Annotated in this window: 17 protein-coding genes; 5 read left to right on the top strand and 12 right to left on the bottom strand. The window is 47.2% G+C overall.

Translation table 11 applies throughout. The annotated features are described in order from the left end of the window. Positions 1-8: 8 nt before the first annotated feature. Both AC1DP6_RS21815 and AC1DP6_RS21810 read left to right on the top strand, forming a co-directional pair. Positions 9-3,170: an efflux RND transporter permease subunit gene (locus AC1DP6_RS21815; RefSeq protein ID WP_477056707.1), complete on the top strand. Its 3,162-nt coding sequence runs from the start codon at positions 9-11 to the stop codon at positions 3,168-3,170. A 44-nt stretch (positions 3,171-3,214) separates the two neighbouring features. Then, positions 3,215-4,603 (top strand): efflux transporter outer membrane subunit, encoded by a 1,389-nt coding sequence (locus AC1DP6_RS21810; protein WP_477056706.1) that lies wholly within the window; start codon positions 3,215-3,217, stop codon positions 4,601-4,603. On the opposite strand, the gene AC1DP6_RS21805 is transcribed toward AC1DP6_RS21810, so the two are convergent. Further along, entirely contained in the window at positions 4,604-4,975 is a 372-nt protein-coding gene (locus AC1DP6_RS21805; protein ID WP_477024792.1) for a VOC family protein, read from the bottom strand. A gap of 127 nt (positions 4,976-5,102) precedes the next feature. Here AC1DP6_RS21805 and AC1DP6_RS21800 point away from each other — a divergent pair, with 127 nt between their 5' ends. After that, the gene (locus tag AC1DP6_RS21800) at positions 5,103-5,516 is read left to right on the top strand and encodes a hypothetical protein (RefSeq protein WP_477056705.1); all 414 of its coding nucleotides are present in this window, start codon (positions 5,103-5,105) and stop codon (positions 5,514-5,516) included. On the opposite strand, the gene AC1DP6_RS21795 is transcribed toward AC1DP6_RS21800, so the two are convergent. From AC1DP6_RS21795 to AC1DP6_RS21785, 3 genes are read right to left on the bottom strand one after another with little or no spacing between them, the layout of a single operon-like run. Beyond that, positions 5,513-6,136, bottom strand: coding sequence for a ClpP family protease (locus tag AC1DP6_RS21795; protein ID WP_477024794.1), 624 nt, complete (start codon positions 6,134-6,136; stop codon positions 5,513-5,515). The two genes, AC1DP6_RS21800 and AC1DP6_RS21795, sit on opposite strands and share 4 nt — an antisense overlap. A 1-nt stretch (position 6,137) precedes the next feature. Continuing rightward, on the bottom strand, positions 6,138-6,395 hold the full coding sequence (locus tag AC1DP6_RS21790) for a hypothetical protein (protein ID WP_477056704.1): 258 nt from the start codon (positions 6,393-6,395) through the stop codon (positions 6,138-6,140). Beyond that, entirely contained in the window at positions 6,376-6,897 is a 522-nt protein-coding gene (locus AC1DP6_RS21785; RefSeq protein WP_477056703.1) for an RNA polymerase sigma factor, read from the bottom strand. Before AC1DP6_RS21785 ends, AC1DP6_RS21790 begins: the two co-directional genes overlap by 20 nt. A gap of 309 nt (positions 6,898-7,206) precedes the next feature. On the opposite strand from AC1DP6_RS21785, the gene AC1DP6_RS21780 reads away from it, so the two are divergent. Continuing rightward, positions 7,207-8,808, top strand: a complete 1,602-nt coding sequence (locus AC1DP6_RS21780; protein ID WP_477056702.1) for an ABC-F family ATP-binding cassette domain-containing protein — start codon at positions 7,207-7,209, stop codon at positions 8,806-8,808. 67 nt (positions 8,809-8,875) lie between these two features. On the opposite strand, the gene AC1DP6_RS21775 is transcribed toward AC1DP6_RS21780, so the two are convergent. The 4 genes from AC1DP6_RS21775 to AC1DP6_RS21760 all read right to left on the bottom strand — a co-directional run bounded on the left by AC1DP6_RS21775 (position 8,876) and on the right by AC1DP6_RS21760 (position 17,062). After that, positions 8,876-11,029 carry an ATP-binding protein gene (locus AC1DP6_RS21775; protein ID WP_477056701.1) on the bottom strand — a complete coding sequence of 718 codons (2,154 nt, stop codon included), beginning with the start codon at positions 11,027-11,029 and terminating at the stop codon, positions 8,876-8,878. A 195-nt stretch (positions 11,030-11,224) separates the two neighbouring features. Then, positions 11,225-13,522, bottom strand: a complete 2,298-nt coding sequence (locus AC1DP6_RS21770) for a WG repeat-containing protein (RefSeq protein ID WP_477056700.1) — start codon at positions 13,520-13,522, stop codon at positions 11,225-11,227. Between the two features lie 13 nt (positions 13,523-13,535). Continuing rightward, complete coding sequence (locus AC1DP6_RS21765; RefSeq protein ID WP_477056699.1) at positions 13,536-15,842, bottom strand: WG repeat-containing protein; 2,307 nt, start codon at positions 15,840-15,842, stop codon at positions 13,536-13,538. Beyond that, positions 15,839-17,062: a WG repeat-containing protein gene (locus AC1DP6_RS21760; RefSeq protein WP_477056698.1), complete on the bottom strand. Its 1,224-nt coding sequence runs from the start codon at positions 17,060-17,062 to the stop codon at positions 15,839-15,841. The genes AC1DP6_RS21765 and AC1DP6_RS21760 overlap by 4 nt, the downstream gene beginning before the upstream one ends. A gap of 353 nt (positions 17,063-17,415) precedes the next feature. Between AC1DP6_RS21760 and pafA the strand changes: the two genes are divergently transcribed. Then, entirely contained in the window at positions 17,416-19,056 is a 1,641-nt protein-coding gene (gene pafA / locus AC1DP6_RS21755; RefSeq protein ID WP_477056697.1) for an alkaline phosphatase PafA, read from the top strand. A gap of 70 nt (positions 19,057-19,126) precedes the next feature. Here pafA and AC1DP6_RS21750 read toward each other — a convergent pair whose 3' ends face one another. The 4 genes from AC1DP6_RS21750 to AC1DP6_RS21735 form a co-directional block, all read right to left on the bottom strand. Further along, positions 19,127-21,661 (bottom strand): phosphocholine-specific phospholipase C, encoded by a 2,535-nt coding sequence (locus AC1DP6_RS21750; RefSeq protein ID WP_477056696.1) that lies wholly within the window; start codon positions 21,659-21,661, stop codon positions 19,127-19,129. 83 nt (positions 21,662-21,744) lie between these two features. Beyond that, a complete protein-coding gene (locus AC1DP6_RS21745; RefSeq protein WP_477056695.1) occupies positions 21,745-22,590 on the bottom strand; it encodes a helix-turn-helix domain-containing protein in 846 nt (281 codons plus the stop codon). 2 nt (positions 22,591-22,592) lie between these two features. After that, on the bottom strand, positions 22,593-23,519 hold the full coding sequence (locus tag AC1DP6_RS21740; protein ID WP_477056694.1) for a transporter: 927 nt from the start codon (positions 23,517-23,519) through the stop codon (positions 22,593-22,595). Between the two features lie 10 nt (positions 23,520-23,529). Beyond that, a complete protein-coding gene (locus AC1DP6_RS21735; RefSeq protein WP_477056693.1) occupies positions 23,530-24,567 on the bottom strand; it encodes a cytochrome-c peroxidase in 1,038 nt (345 codons plus the stop codon).

Raw genomic sequence — 24,567 nt, 5'->3', positions numbered from 1 at the left:
ATAATAACATGTTAAGAAGATTTATAGAGCGGCCGGTATTATCAACAGTTGTATCCATCATTATTGTCACCCTGGGGATACTGGGGCTGGTATCACTTCCCATCTCCCAATATCCTGACATTGCCCCACCGACCATCCAGGTGCAAACCTCCTACAGTGGCGCCAATGCAGATGTAGTGCTGAAAAGTGTGGTGATTCCGCTGGAACAGCAGATCAATGGGGTGGAAAACATGGACTATATCACCTCCACTGCCGGCAATGATGGCTCTGCCAATATTACGGTAAGCTTTAAGATTGGCAGCGATCCCAACATGGCCGCGGTGAATGTGCAGAATGCAGTAGCAAGGGCTACACCGTTACTGCCGCAGGAGGTCACCCGTTCAGGCGTTACTGTGCAGAAAAAGCAAACCAGTAACCTGCTTATCTTTTCTGTATACAGTACCAATCCTTCGTTTGACCAAACCTTTCTACAGAACTTTACAGATATCAATATCACCCCGGTGATCAAACGTATTCCTGGCGTTGGCGATGCTTCCGCTTCGGGATCTATGGACTATTCCATGCGCATATGGCTGAATACCCAGGCCATGGCCAGTTATGGACTGATACCGGCAGATATTACCGCGGCATTATCTGAACAGAATATTCAGGCGGCTCCCGGGCAGTTCGGCGAAAGTGGTGGGCAGGCTTTCCAGTACGTTATCAAATACCCTGGTACGCTGGTAGATACTACCCAGTTCGGCAACATCGTGTTGCGGTCTAATCTGCGTAGCCGCTTGCTGCGGCTGAAAGATGTGGCGCGTATAGAGCTGGGGGCGCTCAGCTATTTCAATAGTACCCGTACCAACGGCTATCCGGCGGTATCCGTAAGCGTGGCGCAGGTGGCCGGTTCCAATGCACGTGATGTGATCACACAAACACTGAAGGTAATGGAAGAAGCGTCCAAAACATTCCCTAAAGGTGTAAAGTATGTGGTGCTGCAAAACGTGGATGACTTTCTGACCGCCTCTATCGACAAGGTATTGCATACGCTGTTCGAAGCATTTATACTGGTGTTTGTAGTGGTATTTATTTTCCTTCAGGATTTTCGTTCTACGTTGATACCGGCCATCTCTGTTCCGGTAGCGATTATAGGTACTTTCTTTTTCCTGAAGTTGTTTGGCTTCACCATTAACCTGCTCACTTTGTTCGCGCTGATCCTGGCCATCGGGATTGTGGTGGACGACGCCATTGTGATCGTGGAAGCGGTGCATGCCAGGCTGGATACGGGGTATAAGTCGGCCCGCAAAGCCAGTATAGACGCCCTGGATGAGATATCCGGTGCCATCGTATCTATTACGCTGGTGATGTCTGCTGTATTTATTCCGGTGAGTTTTATCGGTGGGTCCTCCGGTATTTTCTATAAGCAGTTCGGTCTTACGCTGGCCATTGCCATTGTGTTGTCGGCCATCAATGCGCTGACCCTGAGCCCTGCACTTTGTGCTATTTTTCTGCGGCCTCACGGAAACGACCATACGAAGAAAATGAACTTCCTGCAGCGCTTTTACCAGGCATTCAATGTGGCGTTTGAAAGACTCACCAAACGATATACCAGCACCCTTACTTTTTTCAGCAAGCGGAAATGGATCCCGCTCGGGGTGCTCGTATTATTTACGGCAGGACTGATTATACTGGCGAAGATAACGCCTACCGCTTTTGTGCCGGAAGAGGACCTGGGTACGATTAACTGTAACATCAGTTTGCCACCGGATGCCTCTCTGCAGCGGACAGATATTGTAACACGTAAAATAGAAAAGCTCGCAGCCACCATACCTGAAATCAATAATGTGCTGGCCGTTACCGGTCGCGGACAGTTGTCCGGAACAGGTAGTAACTATGCCATGGTGGTGATGCGACTGATACCCTGGGATCAGCGGAAGAGAAGCATACAGGATATCATTAAAGACTTAAACAAGAAAAGTGCTGACATGACCGAAGCGGAGATAAAGTTCTTTGCACCGGCAACCATACAGGGTTTTGGCGCCTCCAACGGATTCGCTTTCCAGTTGCAGGATAAAACCGGTGGCGATATTGCACACTTTTATAAAGTGAACAAAGATTTTCTCAGCGTACTGACGCAGCGCCCGGAAATACAGTTTGCCACCACTTCCTTTAATCCCAACTTTCCGCAGTACCTGATGAATGTGAATGTGCCAAAGATCAAGGATGCGGGACTGAATGTAACAGATATTACCAATGCCATGCAGGGATATTATGGCGGCATCTATGCGTCCAACTTCAATCAGTTCGGGCAGCAATACCGGGTAATGGTGCAGGCTTCCCCTGAATACCGGTTGACACAGGAAAGTCTGAATGCGGTATTTGTGCGCACCGGAGATGGCGTGATGGTACCGATTACGGAGTTTATTACCTTATCGCAAACGTATGGCCCGCAAGCCATCACGCGTTTTAACCTGTTCAATTCTATCAGTATCAGCGGCACGCCGAATTCGTCTTACAGCTCCGGACAGGCCATTGCGGCCATACAGGAGTCGGGCGCAGAAACGTTGCCAACGGGTTTCGGATTTGAATTCTCCGGCATTACGAGAGAAGAGCTGGCTGGCAGTAGTCAAACCATCTTTATCTTCCTGCTGTGTCTCATATTCGTATACCTGCTGCTGAGTGCCCAGTATGAAAGTTACCTGTTGCCGTTTGCCATCTTACTGGCGATCCCGGTAGGTATTTTCGGCGCCTTCCTGTTTGCGTTAATATTTGGTATCAGCAATAATATTTACGTACAAATCACGCTGATTATGCTGATTGGGTTGCTCGCAAAAAATGCGATCCTGATAGTAGAATATGCGGTAGAACGAAGACGTAATGGAATGAGCATAGCCGAAGCAGCCGTCAGCGGTGCGCAGGCCAGATTACGGCCTATTCTGATGACTTCCTTTGCATTCATACTGGGGCTGGTACCGCTCATGATCGCCAGTGGCGCAGGCGCCAACGGTAACCGTTCTATCGGAACAGGGGCAGTAGGTGGTATGCTGGTGGGAACGGTTTTCGGTATATTCATTACCCCTACTTTGTTTATCGTCTTCCAGACACTGCAGGAAAAAATACAACGTGCACCGGAAAAAGAAGAAGAAGAAAATGATGCTCCTCCGCATATGGAGCAAACTGCATCTTAAAAAACTATCCTGTTCGCAGACAGGTATATCAAAAATATCAGCGCATGCATTTTCGTGTTTCATCAAATATTGTTTTTTTTATTGGCGGCCTGGCAGTCATGCTATCAGCCTGTCATATTGTACGGCCGTATCAGTCGCCCGGCATCGCGGATAAAAATCTTTACCGCGATGTAACCACCACCGACACCAACACCATTGCTACCCTGCACTGGAAAGATATCTTTACAGATACCTTACTGCAACAACTCATCACAGAAGGTATTGGTAATAACCTGGATCTGCAGGTGGCCTGGTCACGTATGCGGCAGGCGGCGGCCAGCTATTCACAAAGCAGGCAGGCGCTGTATCCTGCAGTGAATGCAGATGCCAGCGCGACTTTTAACGGCGCATCTAATCAAAAAAATACCGGTAGAACAGTTACGCCACAACAATATGGGGTAGAACTGACAGCCGCCTGGGAAGCCGATATCTGGGGAAAGCTTCGCAGCAGCCGAAGGGCTGCACTGGCCTCCCTGTTACAGGCCACCGCAAATGCGCAAGCGGTGCAAACCGCGCTGATCGCCAACATTGCCAACAACTACTATAACCTGATGGCATTGGATCAGCAACTGAAGATTACCCAGCAAACGGTGGTCAACTGGCAGGCCACCGTAGACGTGATGAAAGAATTGAAAAAGGCGGATGTTGTCACCGGGGCGGCGGTAGTACAGAGTGAAGCCAGCAGGTATGCGGCGGAAGTAACGATCCCTGATCTGAAGCAATCGATCCGGGAAACAGAAAACACGCTGAACCTGCTGCTGGGCCGTACTGGAGGACCTGTTGTCCGTAGCAGCATCGACAATCAACAGCCCATTATGTTACTGAAAACAGGTGTGCCTGCGCAACTGTTGGCTAACCGGCCGGATGTACAGGCAGCAGAATATAACCTGCGGTATTATTTTGAATTAACGAATGTAGCCCGCACCTACTTCTACCCTGCCCTCACCATATCTGCGTCCGGTGGCTTTACCAGCTATTTTTCGCTTACCGGCCCGGGTTCCTGGCTGAGTAACCTGACAGCAGGATTGGCACAGCCACTCTTCAACCAGGGCATCAACAGAACCAGGTTAAAGGTCGCACAGGAACAACAACAACAGGCCGCGCTGGGCTTCCGCACCGCCGTGCTGACGGCAGGTCAGGAAGTATCCAATGCCTTATTTTCTTATCAAACGGCGCAGGAAAAAGCCAACTCACGGCGACTGCAATTGCAAAACCTGCAACTGTCGGTGGATTATACACAGGAACTGGTACGATATGGATTTGCGAATTATACAGAGGTGCTGAATGCACAACAGAGCCTGTTGTCGGCCCAACTGAATAAAATAAACGACCACCTGCAACAGCTGCAGGCCATCGTTTTCTTATACCGCGCTTTAGGCGGTGGGTGGAAATAATTATTTCACCATTACCAGCACCAGCCGGAAACCATCCGGGTCCAACAACGTAATACCGTGTTCGTTCCAGTATGGATTTTTCGCTTTTACTTCCGGTGTTCCCGCTCTGCGGGCCTTTTGCAGCATTTTGGTAAAGACTTCTTTTGTCTCGGGGTATAATACCAGCAGGTCATCTTCGTCTGGCTGATGCTGCGGCGCATCTTTGGAAACGGTGAACTCCAGGTGCCAGTTTTCTCCGGGCAGGCCCAGGAACACTCCATCATACTGACTGTGATCCTGAAAAGATCCCAATTGCCGGAAGCCTAATACATCCTGATAAAAACTAATGATCTGATCCAGTGAAGTGGTATGCCTGGCGACTCTTAATCTCATAACAATACGGTGCTTTAGTGCTGAAGTAGTCACTGAATTTACTAAAAAATGGGGTTGTTACTACATTGCACCGGCAAGATAATAGTAAATTGCGAAAGAATAGTTTTATACAAACCATCCACTTGCTATGCGCATTGCTATCGTTATCACCTGTGCCACCATTATGAGCATTGCCTGCCACACGGCTCCGGCCAATCCCGATGCCGGACAACCTGTTATGGATACCGTTGTTGCCGGGCAGGCGCAACCTCCCGATACCGTAGCACCAGCTTTATTGAAAAATAAAACACTGGAAGAAGCCATTGCCATCGCCGGGCCATCGGATGAAGCCACGGAGTTTTATATGTCCGATTCCTTATCTGAATTCAGGATTGGACTGCTGAACTTTTATAAGCGCCGCGACTATCTGCACAAGCGTGTGCAGATCAAAGAAGTGACCTGGTATAATGGAGAAAAAAATATCACGGTATGGTACCAGGAAGAAAATCTTACCTGGCGTTTTGTGACGATGGCGGTATGGGATAAGGATGCTGTTTTTTAGGATCCGATCAGCAATTCCTGGCGGAATGGCAGTGCGGGCAATGCTTCCGTAGTATTGAGTACTTCGTCTACCAGTCCGAATGCTTTCGCTTCTTCTGCCGTCATGAAGTGATCATTATTGAAAGCAGCCGCCACTTCTTCTACGCTGCGGCCGGCGTGTTTGGCGATCACCTGGAACGTTTTATCCTGTAGTCTTTGTTGTTCGCGGAAAGCGATGCGTACATCTTCCGTATACCCTTTGGCACCGCCACTGGACGGGTGCATGTGGATGGTAGCATTGGGTAATGCATAGCGTTGCCCCGTGGCCCCCGCCGTGAGGATGATGGTGCCCATACTGCCGGTAAAACCAACCGCCATCGTAGATACCGGCGACTTCAGCATTTTCATGGTATCATAAATGGCCAGGCCGGCATAAATCACACCACCGGGACTGTTGATGTACATATTGATAGGCCGGTGATTTTCACTGTCGAGGTACAGGAGTTGTGCCACCATGAGGTTGGCCACCTGGTCATCGATCGCTGTGCCGAGAAAAACAATTCTTTCTTTCAGCAGCAGGCTGTATATATCAAAGGCGCCGCGGCTGTCGCCGTCGATCACCGTTGGAATTAAAAATGCCATGTTATTTAAAAATTGAAGTGATGGATTTGTTGAATAGTTCCTCCTGCATGAGTCGTTGAAAAACGGTATCCAGTTGTGCGCGTTTTTCTTCCCGCGCCAGCCACACCAGCAGCTGCAGGGCTTTACGCTGATGGCGTACTTTATCGCCCAAGATGGGATCTACCAGCATACGGGCATGAAATACAAGTCGGGAAGATGCGCTCATTTCCCGCTGCAGGTATTGGTCTATTTCCTGTATTTCAACTAACGGTTTCCGCATAGTCTGATTGTTTAATCTGTTCCCTTACTTTTTCGAGGCACTTATATTTCTGTACGCTGGCGGAGTGGCCGGTTTTGAAATTAAAATCTGTGGCAATTTCTTCTATAGAATGTTGCTCGTAATAAAAGGCCTGCAGCAGTTGCAGACAACGTTTACCAGCGGCCTTTAAGTAGTCCAGTAATGGTTTGGCTACCGGCGGCGGCGCATAATAATCTGCCGGCACTGCTATATCGGTATTTATATGATCAAGAGAGGTATACCTCCCTGTTTGTTTCATTTTCCGGATACAGCAGATCCTGGCGATGCCGGAAATATAAGCTGCCGGCGATACGTTGGCGGGCAGCGTATGCTTTTTTTGTTTTTCGAGATAGATGATCACGGCGTCCTGGAAAATATCTTTGGCCATCTCCAGGTTGCCCCCCATCTGATAAACGATGCTTGCTACCCGTGGCAAGGTATTACGGTATATTTCTTCCAACCACTGATCTTCATGATGACGCATAGAGCCTGGTTTTATATACTAGTGTCTGTAACCAACCAAATATCACCCAGAATTTAAGAAATTTTTTTTTACCTTTGCCCCATCATGAAATTATAATCCACATACACAAAACAGGCTGATCCTGTAAACATGCCGTCCGGCGTGTTTTAATCCACCTATCAATATATTTATTTAACGTCTGTCACAGATATGCTGCTGCATATGCTGATTTGTTTCACCTAAATTTTACTGACATGAAAATGATGACCATCATTTCCCGCCCTTGCCAACGGACCACGTCCGGAAACTTTCATTTCCAAACGATTTTATATGCTAATCAGCGCACAACATATCAGCTACCAGCTTCCTTCCGGAGCAATGCTATTCCAGGATATTCATTTTACGCTTAACAAAGGAGACAAAGCGGCGATTGCCGGTCATAATGGTGCTGGTAAATCTACTTTATTAAAGATCATTGCCGGCCAGGAAAAGCCGTTTTCCGGCACGGTAAGCGCCAGTGACGCCTTGTATTATGTACCGCAGCATTTCGGGCATTTTAATCACCTTACTGTTGCGGAAGCGTGTGGTATTGGAGAGAAGCTCCGTGCCCTCGAAGCGATTACCACCGGCGATGCCAGTCAACATTGGTTTGATATCATCGGTGACGACTGGGATATCCCTGCCCGCTACCAGGCGGCAGTAGAAAAATGGGGCATCCCACAGGTGACACCCCATCAGCCTTTAGCGGCCCTCAGCGGCGGTGAAAAGACGAGGCTGTTTCTTTCCGGCATCGACCTATTCGATCCACCGGTGGTGTTGCTGGATGAACCTACCAACCACCTCGACTATGCAGCCCGGGAACAACTCTATGCCTGGGTAGCCGCTACCAGCTGCACGTTGCTGATCGTTAGCCACGACCGGGAGCTGCTGCGTTTATGCCAGCCCATCTGGGAATTACAGGCCGATGGCATCAAAGCTTATGGTGGCAACTATGATTTTTATGCCGCCCAGAAAGAGGTGGAAACAAATGCCCTGCAACAACGCATTGCCAACCAGGAAAAAACCTGGAAGGAAGCGAAGAAGCAACGGCAGATAGCCATAGAACGCAAGCAACATGCAGATGCACAAGCGAGGAAAAAGGCTAAAACCGGAGGCATCCCGAAAATACTGATCAACGGCAGAAGAAACGCTGCCGAAGTATCTACCGCAAAATTAGAACAGGTGCATACCGAAAAAGTGAGCGACCTGGCGGCAGAACTGCAGGAAATAGCGGCCATGGTCCAGTTACAGCGTATCATGAAAGGGTACTTTGAACAGTCTGCACTGCACCGTGGTAAAATACTGGCGCAGGCTACGGACCTGAACTATAGCTGGACACCTGGCAGCATGCTCTGGGAAAAGCCATTATCGTTTACCCTCCGCAGCGGCGACCGCCTCGCCATCACGGGAGCCAATGGCAGCGGTAAATCCACTTTGCTGCAATTACTACTGGGTAACCTTGCACCGGCCACCGGTGAACACTATGTGGCCAACACCCGCAGTCTGCTGCTGGATCAGGATTACAGTCTCATTGACCGTAGTAAAACTATTCTTGAACAGGCCATGGCATTTAATGAAACCCGTCTGGAGATTTCTATGGTTAAAACGGTGCTGGTGAATTTTCTCTTTGGCCCCGACACCTGGGACAAATCCTGCGCCGTATTGAGCGGTGGTGAAATGCTGCGACTGGCACTCTGCAGTATGACCCTGCAAAATAAAGCACCGGATATGATTATGCTGGATGAACCCACTAATAACCTGGATCTGCCTAATATCAAAATATTGACGCAGATTTTTTCGGAGTATAAAGGAACGTTGCTATTAATATCTCACGATAAAACTTTTATAACAGAAGCTGGAATTACCGGTGAACTGGAACTAAAGAAAGCATAAAGCCGAAAACATAAAGCTATTGAAGCGGATGCAAATAATATTGTCATTCGCGTCAATAGCTTTTTGCTTACACCGGCAGATATTTCATTATCTCCTGGTAAATTTCTTTTTCCCGGAAAGGTTTCATCAGCCAGCCATTAAAGCCGGCGGCTCTGAAGGCGGCTTCATCATCGGCAGTAATATTGGCGGTCAATGCCAGTGATACTACGCCTGCTTTTACCGGGTCTTTATCCTTGCGGATTTGCTCCATCACCTCTACCCCGCTCATACCTGGCATATGCAGGTCAAGCAATACGAGGTCATAATTATACTGGTTAAACAGCTCCATCGCACTGTTGCCATCTGTAGCCATATCAAAACGGCATTTCCATCGGGTCAGTATAAGCTTCAGCAACAGCAGGTTCATTTCCTGGTCGTCGGCAACGAGTACGTAACGCCCTTCCATAAAAGCACCTGTCAGCTCCTGGATGTCTTTAGGGCTTTCGGTTACCATCAGCGGCACAGCTACTTTTTCATAAGGGATCTGGCAAATAAAGCTGGAGCCTTTATGCAGTTCACTCTTCACTAAAATCTCCCCACCCTGTAAATTGATCAGGCGTTTGGTGATGGCCAGTCCCAGCCCGGTGCCCTTGACACTGCTCCGTGCATTACCTGCCTGGAAGAAGCGCTCAAACAAATGTTGCTGGGCCTCCGGACTGATACCTTCTCCGGTATCTGTAACAGTAAAGCTGAACAGCGACTGCGTATCATTTTGTACACTCAGTGTAGCCGTTACAGTGATGCTGCCCTTGTCGGTGTATTTTACGGCGTTGCTGAGGAGATTGATCAGGATTTGTTTCAGGCGGAAAACATCGCCATTCACCTGTCCATTTTTATCTCCTTCAAAGCTTACGCGGAATTCCAGGTGCTTCTTTACGGCCTGCACCCGCATCATATCTACCACTTCGTTATATACCTGGTATAATACAAAAGGCTGTGGCGTGAAAGAAATATAATCGTTTTCCAGTTTGGAAAAATCCAGTACATCATTCACCACCTGTATCAGCATATTGGTAGCGGATGCTATAGAAGACACCATACCTTTTTGCGCGGGACTCAACGGAGTATATTCCAGTTGCTCCGTAAAGCCGGCTACTGAGGTCAGGGGGGTGCGCATTTCATGACTCATATTGTTCAGGAAGTCCGTGCGCACCCTTGTTTGTTCCTCTGCCACCTGTTTAGCGAGCTTGAGTTGCTGATTCTTTTTTCGCATCATCCAGGCTCCTGCTATAATGATAGCAGTAAAAAGTAGCAGCGCAATCAGGCCTTTCGCGGTCATACTCTTCATGTCGGACGTGCTATTGGTAACCACCCGCTGAGCCGACTGTTTAGTGAGCTGGTGCTGTTTTGCGGCATTTTCCCGCAGGGATATCAACAATGCCTTTAACTGCTCCATCATGGCGATGTTATTACCTGCCAGTGAAGATTCCTGGTCATTCAGTTTTAGCCGGTTTGTCAGTTGCTTCTTTAGAATATCTTTATAGTAACCATTTACATCTGTCACCACTTTTTTCAACTGCATGGCATCATAGGTTTCTTTATCTATTACGCGCCCGTCTTTTGTTCTCACCCGGATGCTGACCTGTGCTTTCACCGTATCTTTTTTGTTGGCGAATGCATTTCCCAATCTTTTAAAGAACCCTTTCTTCGCTGTTTTGGGCTCCTGCACATTATTCACCGTATCGATGGTGACCTTTTCTTTTTTAACCTGCTTTACATTATATACCGGGATGCTGCTGAGCAGCCTATCGATCATATCGTTTTTGAGCGAGCCGGTTAACATGGAGTCGGTGGCCTTTTTCAGCGCGGCAATGTTGCCGGAAACCGTTTCTTTTTCTTTAATGAGGTCTTTAAACTGCTGATCATTGCTACTGCTGCTCAACGAATGGCTGATGGTATCTACCATCGATAACACGTTGCCCAGCTCTGATGAAAAGGTCTGCAGGTATTTTCGTTCATACAGGACCGTATACAGGCGGAAATTATTTTCTGCATCATTCAGGGTAAAAAGTGCGGAGTCCATTAAGTGAATGGAAGGGTCATCTATCATTAGTGTATCCGTTGCCTGCAACAGCTTTACCGCACTTTGACGATGGATCCGGTAGCCTGAAAAAAACAATATTACCAGCAATACGAAAATGAGTGCCAATGACACTACGAACAATAAAAGCGACTTACGCATATGGCCAGAGCGATTACAGGGTAACGAACTACCTACTTTTTATTCTACGACAACCAGGGGATGATGGTACTTTTCTTGTGCAACTCCTATGAAAACGTCTATTTATTATCTATCACATGACAATATTCTATGACTAAAAATAACGAATCCCTGGTTAAATAAATCAGTAGTGTTTATATTTCCCTGCCTCGCCGGCTACAATGCAGGAATACCGTACATTTCGGCGGGTGAAAATGTAATTACCTCCGTTATCTTCAGGGGCAATAATTTTCCATCTTCTCCTATGTACCGGTATTGCTCTCCTTCCCTGCACAGCAATGGGAAACTATACACCACACTGTTGCCTCCGTAATGCACCGGTTCGCCTGTCATCACATCATCAAAAGCTTGTGGATTCAATGGTTGCCCGGCCCTGTTCAGCACGGTGAACTTCCTTCCTTTTTGCACCAGGAATCCCAGCCCGGTCCTTTCAGACAATACCCTGTCATATACGGGTGGCACCACGATAACGCCCCAGGTCGAGGCCAGCCCCTGCTTAATCTCCCCATCTTCATTATCCTTCTTCGTGAGCAGCAGGTAAGTGGTATCTTCGCTACTTCCAACGCCATAACTATCCTCCGCATATGTCAATGGTACTATTAGTTTACCATTGTTATCAGCATACCCCAACACTGACTGGCCGGCATCTCCCTTTTTAACCAACTGTATGCAATTGTTTTTTAAATACGTGACCTTTTCATAACTAACGGGAACGACTATATGCCCTTGTGCATCGATTATACCGGTGTTACCTGCATGGGTAACGATTAACCTTTCTGTTTGCGGGACTACCCTTACGTAGTCATACAGCAACGGTGTTTTCTGTTTCGTTTTACTGTTGAACATACTATACTGCTGCTTCTCCTCTTTTTCAATGCCGAGCAGGTACTGATCATCTCCCACCAGCTCAATGCTGCTATATACCGGAGGCAGCACCATCGCACCTTTGCTATCGTATAAACCTTTATTGTAATTGTCATTCGTATATTTTGTTACCAGCAGCAGACTACTGTCGCCATCCAATAATGCTACGCTGTACCACGTAGCGGGTAGCAGGAGGCGCTTATTTTTGATATCATATACACCAGTGCCACCCTGCTGTTTTACCCATAACAGGTTAGCAGTTAAAGCCGCATAATCCTGGTAGGCCGCCGGTAACAGTTGTTCTCCGGTTACACTATACAACCCTTTCTTCTCCTGGTAGCTGACCTCCAGTAAACCATCCAATGGCAAGTCGCTGCCGGTACGGTCTATCTCAAAAAAAGCAGGCGCCACTGTTTTTTTGTTCAACGGGTTATAGAAACCATACAGGGCTTTTTGCTTTAGCTTAAAGAACGGCTGTCCTGTTTCTATGTCGAAAGTGGTGTTCATACCCGTGATTTCCGTATAGTCTTTGAGCAATAACTTTTTACCCGTGGTGTCTACCAGATTATAATTCCCGTTAACAGGTACAATAAAGCAATCGGCAAAACAGGTAATGTCGCCATCATATGCCGGCGGAATGATCACTTTACCATCTTCGCGGAGGATACCCGTCTTCCCTTTTTTGGTGATGGCAAAATACGGTCCACCCCCTGTTTCTCCATAAGGACTGCTTATTTCTTCATACACAAAATCTGCCACTGTAGTACCATCTTCATTGATCAGGCCATAGTAGCCATTCTTCCTGGCCTTCAGCAAACCGTTTCCGATGAGTTCCATCTTAGTATACTCCGGCGCCAGGTATTCTTTTTTCGTTCCCATGTTGAGTACCACTTCCTGTCCTTTCTTTTTAAAACAAAGTACCCAGTTATCACTGCGCATGAAGGAGTGTTCGTGTTCGTATTCAAAAGGAACCAGTATTTCGTTGTTGAAGGTAACCACGCCCCATAGCCCGTTTTGCTGCGCAAATACGTAGTCTCCTTTCCTGCCGCAGCCACCACAAAAATCGAAGCCTTCGTATATGGCAGGTATGACCAGTTTATTTTGCGGTACACTGAATATGCCCCATTTACCATTGACTTTTACATCAAAATGATCATCATCCAGGATGCCTGCCTCCTGGAATTGCATGGGCAGCAATAGTTTGCCATGGGTATCTGCATAAGCCATTTTATCGCCCTGATGCAGCTCCAGGTAGGATTTCCATCTCAGATCGATGGTATCGTATACCGGCTGCAGCACCCAGTTTCCCTGGTCGTTGACAACGCCCATTTTACCATTGCTGCTTACCAGCATCATGGTTTCTTTGTCATTGATTAATTGGTGGTTACTGTTCTTATCCGCATTGCTATCTACCGGATGATACGTCGCAATGGCCTGGTCAAAGGCTTTTTCGCCTTTTGTATTGATAAACCAGCTTTTGCCACTGTCTTCCATGCGGGCAAAGCCATATACAAAAACGGAGCCTTTTTGTGCAGTAACTGCCTGTGCTGACAGCAGAAAGCCGGCGACCAGTAACAAACGTATGTTCATATTCCGGGACTTTTTAATCTTCATAACTTTTTTTCTTTTCTGAGCGGTAAGGTAATGGCTTGCCATTTTTATCCAGGTAAAAATACCACTTCCCTTGTTTTACCAGCAATGGAAAAATGGTGTCATCTCCCTGGTTTACTTCCAGTTCCTCATAGATAGCCGGGATGATGATTTTGCCATCCATATCTGCGATACCGGATTTCCGGGCTTTGGTCACCAGGAACAGCTTTGCTCTTTCCTGATAGTTAATCTCTTCAAATTCTGCCGGCAAAATTACTTTTCCATTTACATCTGCCATACCGCAAAGGTTGCCCTCATAGATCTTGTAATACGGCATGTTGTAGAATTTGTCTACGCGCTGGTATTTAACGGGCAACACGGAGCTCCCATCTTTTTTGATGATTCCTTTTAAATCTCCTTTCCGGACCAGTAGCACATTGTCTTCAAAGGCGGTGATATCATCCATTTCAATGGGCAGGATCACTTGTTGCCGACGATTAATAATACCGTAGACGGTATGATCCGGCGCCCCATTCTTGCCGGCAAGCGCCAGCCCGTTCCAGAAGTCACCCACAAAGCTGTAGCCATTAAACACGACTTCTTTTCCCTCGCCGTCTACAAAAACGTTTTCGCGTGGGTCGCCCCATAATTTCAGCAACCCGTTGTTATACTGGATATGACCGTTCCTCAGACTGTCGGGCATGAGCGTCCTGGAAAACCTTTCTTCCTTAAATTCCCAACGCGGATTGGTATATATTTTATTGCCGGCAATATCTGTGAGTATACAAATGGTGCGGCCATCATCCGCATAAGTTGTTTCTACAATGCGGTTGGTATCTACCGCCGTATAAAATCCGTATTGTTTACCTCCCCTGATAATTTTACCGGTCTTTGTCGCCAGTAAAGTAGTGTCGCCATTTTTCAGGTACATAATTTCGGGGTTCTGCCATTGGATCCAATTGTAAATAGGTGGCAGCAACTCCTTACCGGTCCTCGTATTAAACAAGCCGAAGCTATTTCCTTTTATGACAGGTAGATAAATTCCTTTGTCTGGACCGGCAGCAGCATCCTCGTAAAAATAGCTATCCATGTATCCCAAACGAATAGCGTCATATGCTGGCGGAAAGATAGTTTTCCCTTGCAAATCCAGCAGGCCGCTACGGTTATCTTTCACTACTTCCAGGTAAGGAATATCGTGGTAAAGACTAATGGCGATGCGTTCATATTCGAAAGGCAGTAATTGTTTTCCGTTCTTATCAAACAAACTAACGTTCTTTCCTTTTGTCACCATAAAATAAGCGGGGCCACTGATGGCTTTTCCATAGCTATCCACTACTGCGCTGCCGTAAATGTCCTCACCTTTATCATTCACTGCTTTAATCTCATCATATTGTGGTGGAATAATTTCTTTACCGGCTTCATTGATTACGCCACATTTATTGCCGGTCCATACTTTCATTGCGTTGACTGCGGCTTCCGTTTTGGTATACTGCAAGGGCTGTACGTTCACTCCCGCAGCGTTCACGAAACCTGTTTTCCCGTTTACGGTTACTGCGAAGAGCTCCGGAGACGGGCCACGATCGCATTTATCATATATCGCTTTTGTGATTGGTTTTCCTGTTTTATCCATGATCCCACTTTTGTCATGGGTAGTATACCCAAAAAATGTAGCGCCCTCATAGCCCAGGTAGTCAAAAGAAGTATATTCAGGTGCTACGATGATGCTGCCGTCTTCTGCCGCCAGGCCTACTTTGCCGGCTTGCTTTATTTGCACTGCATTTTCCAGCACGTAACTTTTGTCTACTTCCTGGTATTTGGGAGATTGCAATACCTTTCCTGTTTTTATATCCGACCATCCCCACAAACCATCTTTTTTAATTTTCACCAAATGAGGCGTCAGTGTACCTACTTCATTGTAAATGGGGGCACAGATAACATTACCCAGTGTATCTATGGCGCCGTATTTCCCATTGAGCCGGATAATGACAAAGCAATAGTTTTTCTCAGGGAACACTTTATCTTCTTCATCCTGAAGTGTGACCTCATCATATTTAAACGGGGCAATAATTTTACCGGCATCATTGATAGCGCCATAGGCATTATGCTTTATCCCGATGATGGTATTATAGTAGCCAATGTTTTCCAGTTTGTCGATTAACACCGCGCCGGAATAATGCAGCATTTGCTTTTGCTGGCGGATTTTCACGGGCGCCAGCTCTCCTTCAAACTTACCAAGATAATCAGCGATGATGGGCTGCTGCGCCAGTACAGTGAAACAGGAAAGTAAGCAGGCGGTGGCGAGTAAATATTTCGTTTTCATTTTTGTTCCGGCTTTTTAATCACTATTAATTGACCTTCGCTGGTAACCGCAATAGCGCGGCCTTCGCTGAAGGGGGTTACTTCATTGAATTGCGGTGCAATCACCATTTTTCCGGTGGCATCCATAAAGCCCCAGCCGGACCTGGTGTCGCCGGCTACTTTCACCGCAATAAGTCCTTCTGAAAAAGACAACTGAGAATCGTAGATACAATTGCCGGCGGTATCACAGAGTGGTACTTTGCCGATGATGTTACCGCCCGTATCGAGGATAAAAAGTTGCCCGTCTTTATTACGCTCCGCTTTCCCATTCACCTGCACCATGGATAATCCGCTGGCGAAGGCATAAGGCGCTTCTGCAAATTGTGGCATGAATACGGGGAGTCCGTTTTTATTCATAAAGCCCCAGGCATCATTTTTATAGAAGAGGGCCAGGCCGTTGGAAAAATCTTCTATTCTTTCGGCATCGGCCTTAAACAATACTTTACCGCTGCTGTCTATTACTGACCAACTGAGCTCTGGAGGTCCGTCCGGCAAGCTGTTATACAAGCCGGATAGTTCATCTTTGCTTTTCATCGTATCGCCCGAGGGGGCATGTGTAGCCACCAGTGCTACCCCATCAGCAAAAACATGCGCCGCTGTATAGGTGGGAGGAATCACCCAGTGACCACTGGTGTCTACATAACCATACAATTTATTTTTCCGTACCAGCAACCGGCCATTGGAAAATTGCCGGGGCCGGGATACCAGCTCCTTGTAAGCGCCCTTATGCATTTCATCAAAAAGCGTATCTGTTTCTACAAAGGCAGGGCCCAGGATGGTCTTACCGGCTTTATCGATATACTGCCAGCGGCCTTTCTTTTTGACGGCTGCTCTGTTGTCGGAAAATTCTTTTACTTCTTCAAACTGGTATGGGATCAGGATTTGTCCGGCAGGACCGGCAAAGCCATATAACAGGTGTCCGGCAATGGTTTTACCTACCGGCGCCAGGCCGTTGCGGAAACGGTCTGCTTCTTCGAACTGTGGCTTAATCACCAGGTTCCCGGTGATATCGATATAGCCGTAACCGTTGGCGCTGTACATCTTTACTACTGCCCGGCCTTCCGAAAAATTAGCGATGTAGGAAAATTTACGGCCGGTTGTTTCGAAAGCTTGTGGTGGCTCCTGCGCCAGGGTAACAAAGGGCGGGAACAAAAATGGCAACATCAATATCAATTGCTTCATCAGGGCATGATCTGTTTTTACGATAGATATGGTGAATTTTCACCGGGTATTTCTGTTTACAAAGATGCTGTTCTTTCCTATTAATCTCAAAATGTATGTCCCTACATCCTATCTACAGGGATATCTACAAAACTACTACAAGTAACCCAAAAATCTTTGTACTGGCCGATACTGAAACGGCAATACTATTATCCACAGTGTATTTTAGCGGATAATGTAACGGTAGACAAGCAACAGCGTTAACACTGCTTAACACTCGTTCCTGTAAAAGTGGTGGGCATTTATTGATTTTTTCACTACGTTTGCCGATTCCCATTTTGGGGTGTGAACCAAAAAATGAAAAAATCTGCATTATGAATGGATTGACAAAATCAATGGCTACCGCTATTCTCGGCGCATTCACAGCGCTTCAGGGAGTGACGGCAGTTGCCCAAACCAATGAAAAACCCAGGTTGATTGTAGGTATCGTAGTAGACCAGATGCGCTGGGATTATTTATACCGTTATTATGACCGTTACGAAGCAGGTGGTTTCAAACGTATGCTGGGCGAGGGATTTTCATGTGAGAACACTTTTATCAGTCACCTTCCATCCTTTACTGCTGTTGGACACAGCACTATATACACCGGCAGCATACCAGCTATTCATGGCATCACCGGCAATGACTGGCCAGACCAGGTAACCGGCAGGAAATGGTATTGCACAGAAGATACCACCGTACAACCTGTTGGCAGCACCAGTTCCGCCGGTAAAATGTCTCCACGCAATCTGCTGGCATCCACCATTACAGATGAATTAAGACTGGCCACGAACTTCCGTTCCAAAGTAGTAGGCGTATCGTTGAAAGACCGCGCTTCTATTTTACCTGCAGGGCATACCCCTAATGGCGCTTTCTGGCTGGACGACAGCAACGGCAGCTTTATTACCAGCACCTATTATATGAATGAACTGCCTTCCTGGGTAAAAAACTTCAACGACAGCAAAGAGCCGCAGCAGTTGATGTCCAAGCCCTGGGAAACATTATATCCTATTGGCACCTATACCCAAAGCACTGAAGATAATGTAGCCTGGGAAGGGACTTTCCCGGGTGAAAAAGCACCTGTATTTCCTCATCAACTGAAAGATGTGTACAAGAAAGATCCGGGCAATCTGCGGTCTACCCCTTCCGGTAATACGCTGACACTCGATTTTGCAAAAGCTGCTGTAGATGGTTACGACCTGGGCAACGGCACTGCTACCGACTTCCTCACCATCAACTGCGCCTCTACTGATTACGTAGGACATAAGTATGGTCCTAACTCCATTGAAGTAGAAGACACCTACCTCCGTCTGGATAAAGATCTTTCTTCCTTCTTCACCTACCTGGATCAGAAAGTCGGTAAAGGTAATTACCTCGTTTTCCTGACAGCCGACCATGGTGCTGCACATGCCGTGAAATTTATGCAGGAACACAACCTGCCTGCAGGTCTGGTAGAAGGACGTAAATTGATAGCTGGTCTGGACAGCACGCTGGCGAAGCGTTTTGGCGTTAGCAAACTGGTCACTTCTTTCATGAACTACCATGTGAGCTATGATAAAGCGAAGATTGCCGCAGCAAAGCTGGATTACGATGCAGTAAAGAAAGCATCTGTTGAATACTTCGAGGCGCAACCGGGTATCCAGTTTGCAGCAGATATGGACAACATTGGTGCTAACCCGCTGCCAGAACCTATCAAAACAATGGCCATCAATGGTTACAACCGTAAACGTACCGGTTCCGTGATCGTTATTCCTGAGCCAGGATGGTTTGAAGGCTCATTGAAAGGAACCACCCATGGTAACTGGAATCCGTTCGATATCCATATTCCATTGGTATTTATGGGCTGGCATATAAAACATGGCGCCAGCAATGAAACCACACATATGACAGATATTGCTGCTACCCTGGCGGCTATGCTGCATATACAGATGCCGAGTGGATGCGTGGGTACGCCAGTGAAAGAAATACTCCAATAAGCATAAAGCAAAAAGCTATTGTCGCGATCCATCATTCGCCACAATAGCTTTTTGCTTTATGCTTTACGCTTTATGCTCTCCCCATAAAAGGGTCTGTAATTCCTTCCGCTCCTGTTTCTACTCTGCCAGCGTAACGCTGACTAAACGTGTCAAAGCCAGTTGCATGCACGGTGAAATCGTACCAGCCCTGGCTTTTCTGCAAAGACAATATCACTTCCAGGTTTTCACCAGCTGCTACTTTCCGTTGAATCACTTTTCCGTTATACGCATTATCTGTGATCGTGATATCGCGGACGGTACTACCAGTATTGGTTACACGAAACGCCAGGTTGCCCGTGGCTTTCTTTTTTAATTTACCGGCACTTTCATAGCCGAGTTGTATATCGACCTGCGGATGTTGAGGACTTCCGTTGAATTCCCTGTAAAAACCGTTGGGTCCATGCAGGTGCAGGTGATAACGTCCATCCACAAAGGATTTTACCGGCCACTCATACCGAAGTGTATCACCGGCAGCCACCGCAAATGCCCAGCTTCTGCCAGCAGCAGTGCTACCGTCTTTTTCATCCCGGTAAGGAAGGTTGGTGTAAACAGTGAAAGGCGCACCGGAAGTACGGTCCCCAAAGAGCTCTTTAGCCGCCTGCATTTTCAGCGTCAATTGCTGCTGTTCGGGTTGCCATTGCGCATCCGCTAATAGTTCATACGTTAAAGCACAGGAAGGGCGTGCACCTTTTTCCTGCTGTAACGATACAGGTCTTTTATGATTCTTAAAGGCTGCAACATCTTCTCCCGTTATTTTGCGGAAGCCTGTTGGCACTTCTTTGAAACGCGCGTTGTTGATATTTTCCACTACACGTTGCTGGTTCAGGAAAATTTGTTTGGCTGGCGTAGTGGTATTAAAAGGACTAAAGGCAGCCGTCAGATCCCCGCTGATAGTACGTCTCCACTGACTGACATTTTCGAAGTGCAGGCTTTTATTCAGCTTCTTATTAAAAAATGTTTCGAGGAACTGTAAAGTAGAGGTGTGTTCAAACAGTTGCGAACAAACTTTCCCCCCTCTGCTCCAGGGAGAGGCAATGAGCATAGGCACCCTGAATCCCAGTCCTACCGGGGCTTCCCTCGCCTGCTTTTCGCTCACCCCCTGTTTCAGTTCATGTGCCAGTCTTACCTGTTCTATTTCCGTATCAATCCCTGCAGAGCATTTACCGGTACCGGGAATATTATTATCACAAATGGAGAAAGGCACTACGTGGTCGAAATAACCATCGTTTTCATCGTAGGTAACAATGAAGATGGTTTTCTTCCATACTTCCGGGCGTTGCGTGAGGATGTCGAGGATTTCCGATACATACCAGGCGCCATACCAGGGCGCGCTGGGGTGATCAGAAAAGTTCTGCGGACCTGCGAGCCAGGATACATAAGGCAATCCGCCTTCATTCACATCTTTTCTGAACTGATGTAACACGTCTCCTGCCGGCACGGTGATTTCACGTGCTGTTTGGCCGTCTTTGTACGCTACCTTGGTAACGCTTCGGTAGGAAGGGTCATTACTGTTTATTACAAAGGCGCGTTGATACAGGGCTTTCTGCTGTGGTGTTAATTGTTCATAGCTCTTCTTGTTCCATTTCAGGAGTTCTTTGGTAGCGTTATCCAGTACTTCCTGCTTTTTGGAGATGTCGGTACGGATTTTTGCCGCTGCATCTTCAGAGGAAGGACTGGCTTCCTGCAGTTTATTGATTTCATCCGGGAGTGTTTCCACTTGTTTCATTAAACTGTTGATATAACGATCAGAGAACTTCACGTTATAGGCAGCGAAAAACTCCAGCAGGTTACAGCCGAAGTTGGCGAGCCAGGCTCTTTCTTCGCCTTTAAATCCTCCGCCACAGCTAATTTCGTTCTGATAAAACTTCCAGGAGATACTGTTTTCTTCCAGCAGCTCAGGGAATGTTTTCCAGGGTAATTTCGCGTAGCTATAGTCATCATTACGAATATGTGCTTTAGGTATACCGTCTACCTCATCCACTATTTTTCCGGTCCAGAAGAAAGAGCGGTTAGGTGTGGTACTGGTCATGGCCGAACAAAAATTCTGGTCACAAACGGTGAAAGCATCTGCCATGGCGTAGTTAAAGGGCAAATCTTCCCGGGTATAATAGCCCAGTGTTAAGGGCATGGCAGCGTATTCTTTGTTGCCGGGGCGTTTTGYGATCAGCCATTTATCGTAGCGGCCTTTGTTATATGCATCTACCTGGCTGGGGCGTGAATGAGGCAGATCGCCCATCCAGGTGGCTTTGGTGTCTTTTATATTCAGGCGAAACGGTGCATAGGTATCGCCGTGTTCATTGGTTTGAAACCATACCGGTTTTTCATCCGGCAACCATACTGCTCTTGGGTCATTAAATCCACGTACCCCCTGCAATGTTCCAAAGCAGTGATCAAAGGAGCGGTTTTCCTGCATGAGGATCACAATATGTTCCGCATCCAGGAAAGTGCTGCCTGCCGCAGGATCTATTGCCAGTGCCTTTTGTATGGAGGCTGGCATCATAGTAGACAAGCCCGCTGCTCCGGATAACAGTAATGATTTTTTCAGGAATTCTCTCCGTGAGTCCATAGTATATTTGAGTAGTTTTTTACATTGCTCGGCTAAACAAAATAAAAAACATTCTCAAGGATTACAATGGCCCCGCCCATTAATTATCTGTTATCTTGTTTTCTGAAACTTTCCGGCGACATCCCCGTATGCTTCTTAAAAAAAGTGGCAAAATAGGAAGCGCTTTCAAACCCCAGCTGATCTGCAATTTCTCCTACAGACAAACCAGTGTGGTACAACAGCCGCTGTGCTTCAATGGTGATTCTTTTGCGTATCAGTTCCCCACTGGAAATATGTCGGAACTCCTTACATAATTTATTCAGATAGTTGGTGGTGATATGTAATTGTGTAGCGTAGAAAGAAGGCGTTTTATGACTATTGTAATGTTCTTCCAGCAGTGTTTCAAACCGTCTTATTTTTTCATCCCTGTTGCTGGTTCTTTCCGGGTGGCTGCTTCCGCCGAAAGACTCATCCAGGCTACAAAGGAGGATATTAAGATAAGAACGCAGTATCCGGTCGCTGCATTTGTGTTGACTATGAAACTCCTGTAGCATCAGCCCTGATAACAGTTGCCATTTCTGAAAAAACGTTTCTTCCAGCGGCAGATAATTACCGGATTGTTTTGCCAGGAAAGAAAACTGGTACAGTACGTTGCTGTTATAGCGCAGGGAGAAAAAATCTTCCGTAAAACAAATCACCTGTCCCTGTTGTAGGTGCATACTACATACACTATTGGGCTTGATACAGATGATACCCGGTTGTTCTATGAGCACGCTTTTGTCGTCTATCATAACGGCGCCTCCCGTGGCATCGGTACTCAGCAACAGGTAGCAGGACAGCCGGTGAGGCTGTTCCTGCAAAGCGTATTGTTTCGTCATTTCCGCCAGACTACCTGTCCAGAAAAAATTATTGCTGCCCATCGTTACGAGGGCTATTTCATCCCATTTCATACTCAGAACAAATAAGTGACGTGTACCATGGCCCTGTTGCCCGCTTTCACGCGCATATCCGCCATTTGCTGGGAAATAACCGGTTGAAAGTTTACTCCTGCCGCTACGTTGCCAAAAGTGGCTTCTACACCCGTGGTGGCCAGTAAGGAATATCCGCCGGAGATATCTACCTTAAACTTTGCGGCTTCCCGGTCTTTGTCGGCGGTTTCATATAGAACGCCGGCATTAGGCGCCACGCTTATCTTTGGCGCCAGCCTGATTTTATAATACGCAAGTACGTTGGCAGTAAACTTATTACCATAGCGGTAGTCGTATTTATTGCTGCTGTTGATCTTGTAGCTTACGTTGGTGTTGATGCCCACATCCATTAAGCGTACATCGTAGGCGGCATTTAAGGTGAAGTCGAGACTGGCAGTGCCCAACTGAAAATTATTAGGCGCATCTTCATTTTCTTTCCGCTCTGCCGGCTCATACCTGCCTGTAGGCAGTTTTACACCTCCTCCTATCCAGAGTGATTGTACCAGTAATTTGTTGTTGCCAGTGGTATGCTGTTTATCCAGCAACTGATAATAGCCTACAGCCGCGATATCTCCCAAACCGGATTTGCGCATCGTGTTGCCCTGGTTTTCACGGCTGTTGATATTCAGCGGTACAAAAGCCAGCACCCGGAAGCGGCGGCCAATGTTCCAGCCACCCCACAACTCTGCTGTCTGATAGGTCTCATCTGTAGTCAGGTAAGAAGTAGTACCACCCGGTCCCAGGTGGGAGCGCATGGTTTTATACTGGTATCGCAGCCCAACAAATCGTTTTTTAAAATCCGGCAGGAGGCCGATGTAATAACTGCCTACGCCACAGCCACAGATATCACAAGCCCGGCTTTCATAAAAGCCGGTGAGCAGGCATACCAGGAGTATTGTTATTTTTTTCATGGGTCGTCAATTATTGTGCTTCCTCAGAGAATCTTCTATCGTTAATAAATGAAGGGTCGTTCAGCGTTTGCAGAAAAGCCAGGAGTTGCTCCTGTTCTGCTGCCGTGAACGAAAAGCCGGTATGCCCGTTTTGCTTCAGCAACGGATCAAGCGTAGGCATGTCCTGCACTTCTGACGTGTAATGCCGCAATACGGCAGACAAAGTATAAAAGCGGCCATCGTGCATATAAGGCGCAGTGTAAGCGAGGTTACGCAGACTCGGTACTTTGAACGTATACTTGTCGGCAGGATTAAGCGTAATAGCATAGCGCCCTTCATCGTTGTTGGGTCCTATTCCCAGGCCATTGTTGCGAAACGACTGGTCCGTAAATAAAGGCTCCCGGTGGCAGTTACCGCAATGTTGCTGGTACAGGGTATATCCCTGTTGCTCTGCCGCTGTAAAATGTACGCCCTGCTGCCGCTGTACGCTATCGTATTTCGATTGATCGCTGACCAGCATCACCATGAACTGCGACAATGCTTTCATCATGCGTGCCGTGGTAATGTCTGTGCTGCCAAAAGCCTTCTGAAACAGCACCGGGTAAGGGGGTGTGTTGCGTAACTTTTGCAGCACATTGTCCATGGTTTCATCCATTTCCACCGGATTGGTAATAGGCACAATGGGTTGCAGATCCATATCAAATACGCCTCCATCCCACATGAAACTGGTATTCCAGGCCAGGTTCATAATGGGCGGGGAATTGCGGCTACCAAGACGGTCATCTATGCCATGGCTCACATCATGTCCGTGATGTGTAAAGGCGGATGTTTGCAGATGACAGAAGCCACAGGAAATGGTATTGTTGCGGGAAAGCCTGGATTCATAAAACAATTTCCTCCCCAGCTCAAAGCCTTCTTTGGTAACGGGGTTATTTTCGAATTTATATACCGTAGCCGGAAACCCGGCGGGTTGCCGGAATCCAATGAAGGCGATGAGCTGTTCACTTTTACTGCAGGCAAAAAGAAAGATGACTATGCCAGTGAGTATCATCCATTGTAACTTACTCAT

This window comes from Chitinophaga sp. 01L420 (genome assembly GCF_056399985.1).
Note: the sequence above shows the minus strand (reverse complement) of the source record. Positions and strands in the feature narration are given on the sequence as shown.

Excerpts from the sequence above, each read along its gene's own strand:
- AC1DP6_RS21815 (WP_477056707.1), top strand. The coding sequence starts at position 9 with ATGTTAAGAAGATTTATAGAGCGGCCGGTATTATCAACAGTTGTATCC.
- AC1DP6_RS21810 (WP_477056706.1), top strand. The coding sequence starts at position 3,215 with ATGCATTTTCGTGTTTCATCAAATATTGTTTTTTTTATTGGCGGCCTG.
- AC1DP6_RS21805 (WP_477024792.1), bottom strand. The coding sequence starts at position 4,975 with ATGAGATTAAGAGTCGCCAGGCATACCACTTCACTGGATCAGATCATT.
- AC1DP6_RS21800 (WP_477056705.1), top strand. The coding sequence starts at position 5,103 with ATGCGCATTGCTATCGTTATCACCTGTGCCACCATTATGAGCATTGCC.
- AC1DP6_RS21795 (WP_477024794.1), bottom strand. The coding sequence starts at position 6,136 with ATGGCATTTTTAATTCCAACGGTGATCGACGGCGACAGCCGCGGCGCC.
- AC1DP6_RS21790 (WP_477056704.1), bottom strand. The coding sequence starts at position 6,395 with ATGCGGAAACCGTTAGTTGAAATACAGGAAATAGACCAATACCTGCAG.
- AC1DP6_RS21785 (WP_477056703.1), bottom strand. The coding sequence starts at position 6,897 with ATGCGTCATCATGAAGATCAGTGGTTGGAAGAAATATACCGTAATACC.
- AC1DP6_RS21780 (WP_477056702.1), top strand. The coding sequence starts at position 7,207 with ATGCTAATCAGCGCACAACATATCAGCTACCAGCTTCCTTCCGGAGCA.
- AC1DP6_RS21775 (WP_477056701.1), bottom strand. The coding sequence starts at position 11,029 with ATGCGTAAGTCGCTTTTATTGTTCGTAGTGTCATTGGCACTCATTTTC.
- AC1DP6_RS21770 (WP_477056700.1), bottom strand. The coding sequence starts at position 13,522 with ATGAACATACGTTTGTTACTGGTCGCCGGCTTTCTGCTGTCAGCACAG.
- AC1DP6_RS21765 (WP_477056699.1), bottom strand. The coding sequence starts at position 15,842 with ATGAAAACGAAATATTTACTCGCCACCGCCTGCTTACTTTCCTGTTTC.
- AC1DP6_RS21760 (WP_477056698.1), bottom strand. The coding sequence starts at position 17,062 with ATGAAGCAATTGATATTGATGTTGCCATTTTTGTTCCCGCCCTTTGTT.
- pafA (WP_477056697.1), top strand. The coding sequence starts at position 17,416 with ATGAATGGATTGACAAAATCAATGGCTACCGCTATTCTCGGCGCATTC.
- AC1DP6_RS21745 (WP_477056695.1), bottom strand. The coding sequence starts at position 22,590 with ATGAAATGGGATGAAATAGCCCTCGTAACGATGGGCAGCAATAATTTT.
- AC1DP6_RS21740 (WP_477056694.1), bottom strand. The coding sequence starts at position 23,519 with ATGAAAAAAATAACAATACTCCTGGTATGCCTGCTCACCGGCTTTTAT.
- AC1DP6_RS21735 (WP_477056693.1), bottom strand. The coding sequence starts at position 24,567 with ATGAGTAAGTTACAATGGATGATACTCACTGGCATAGTCATCTTTCTT.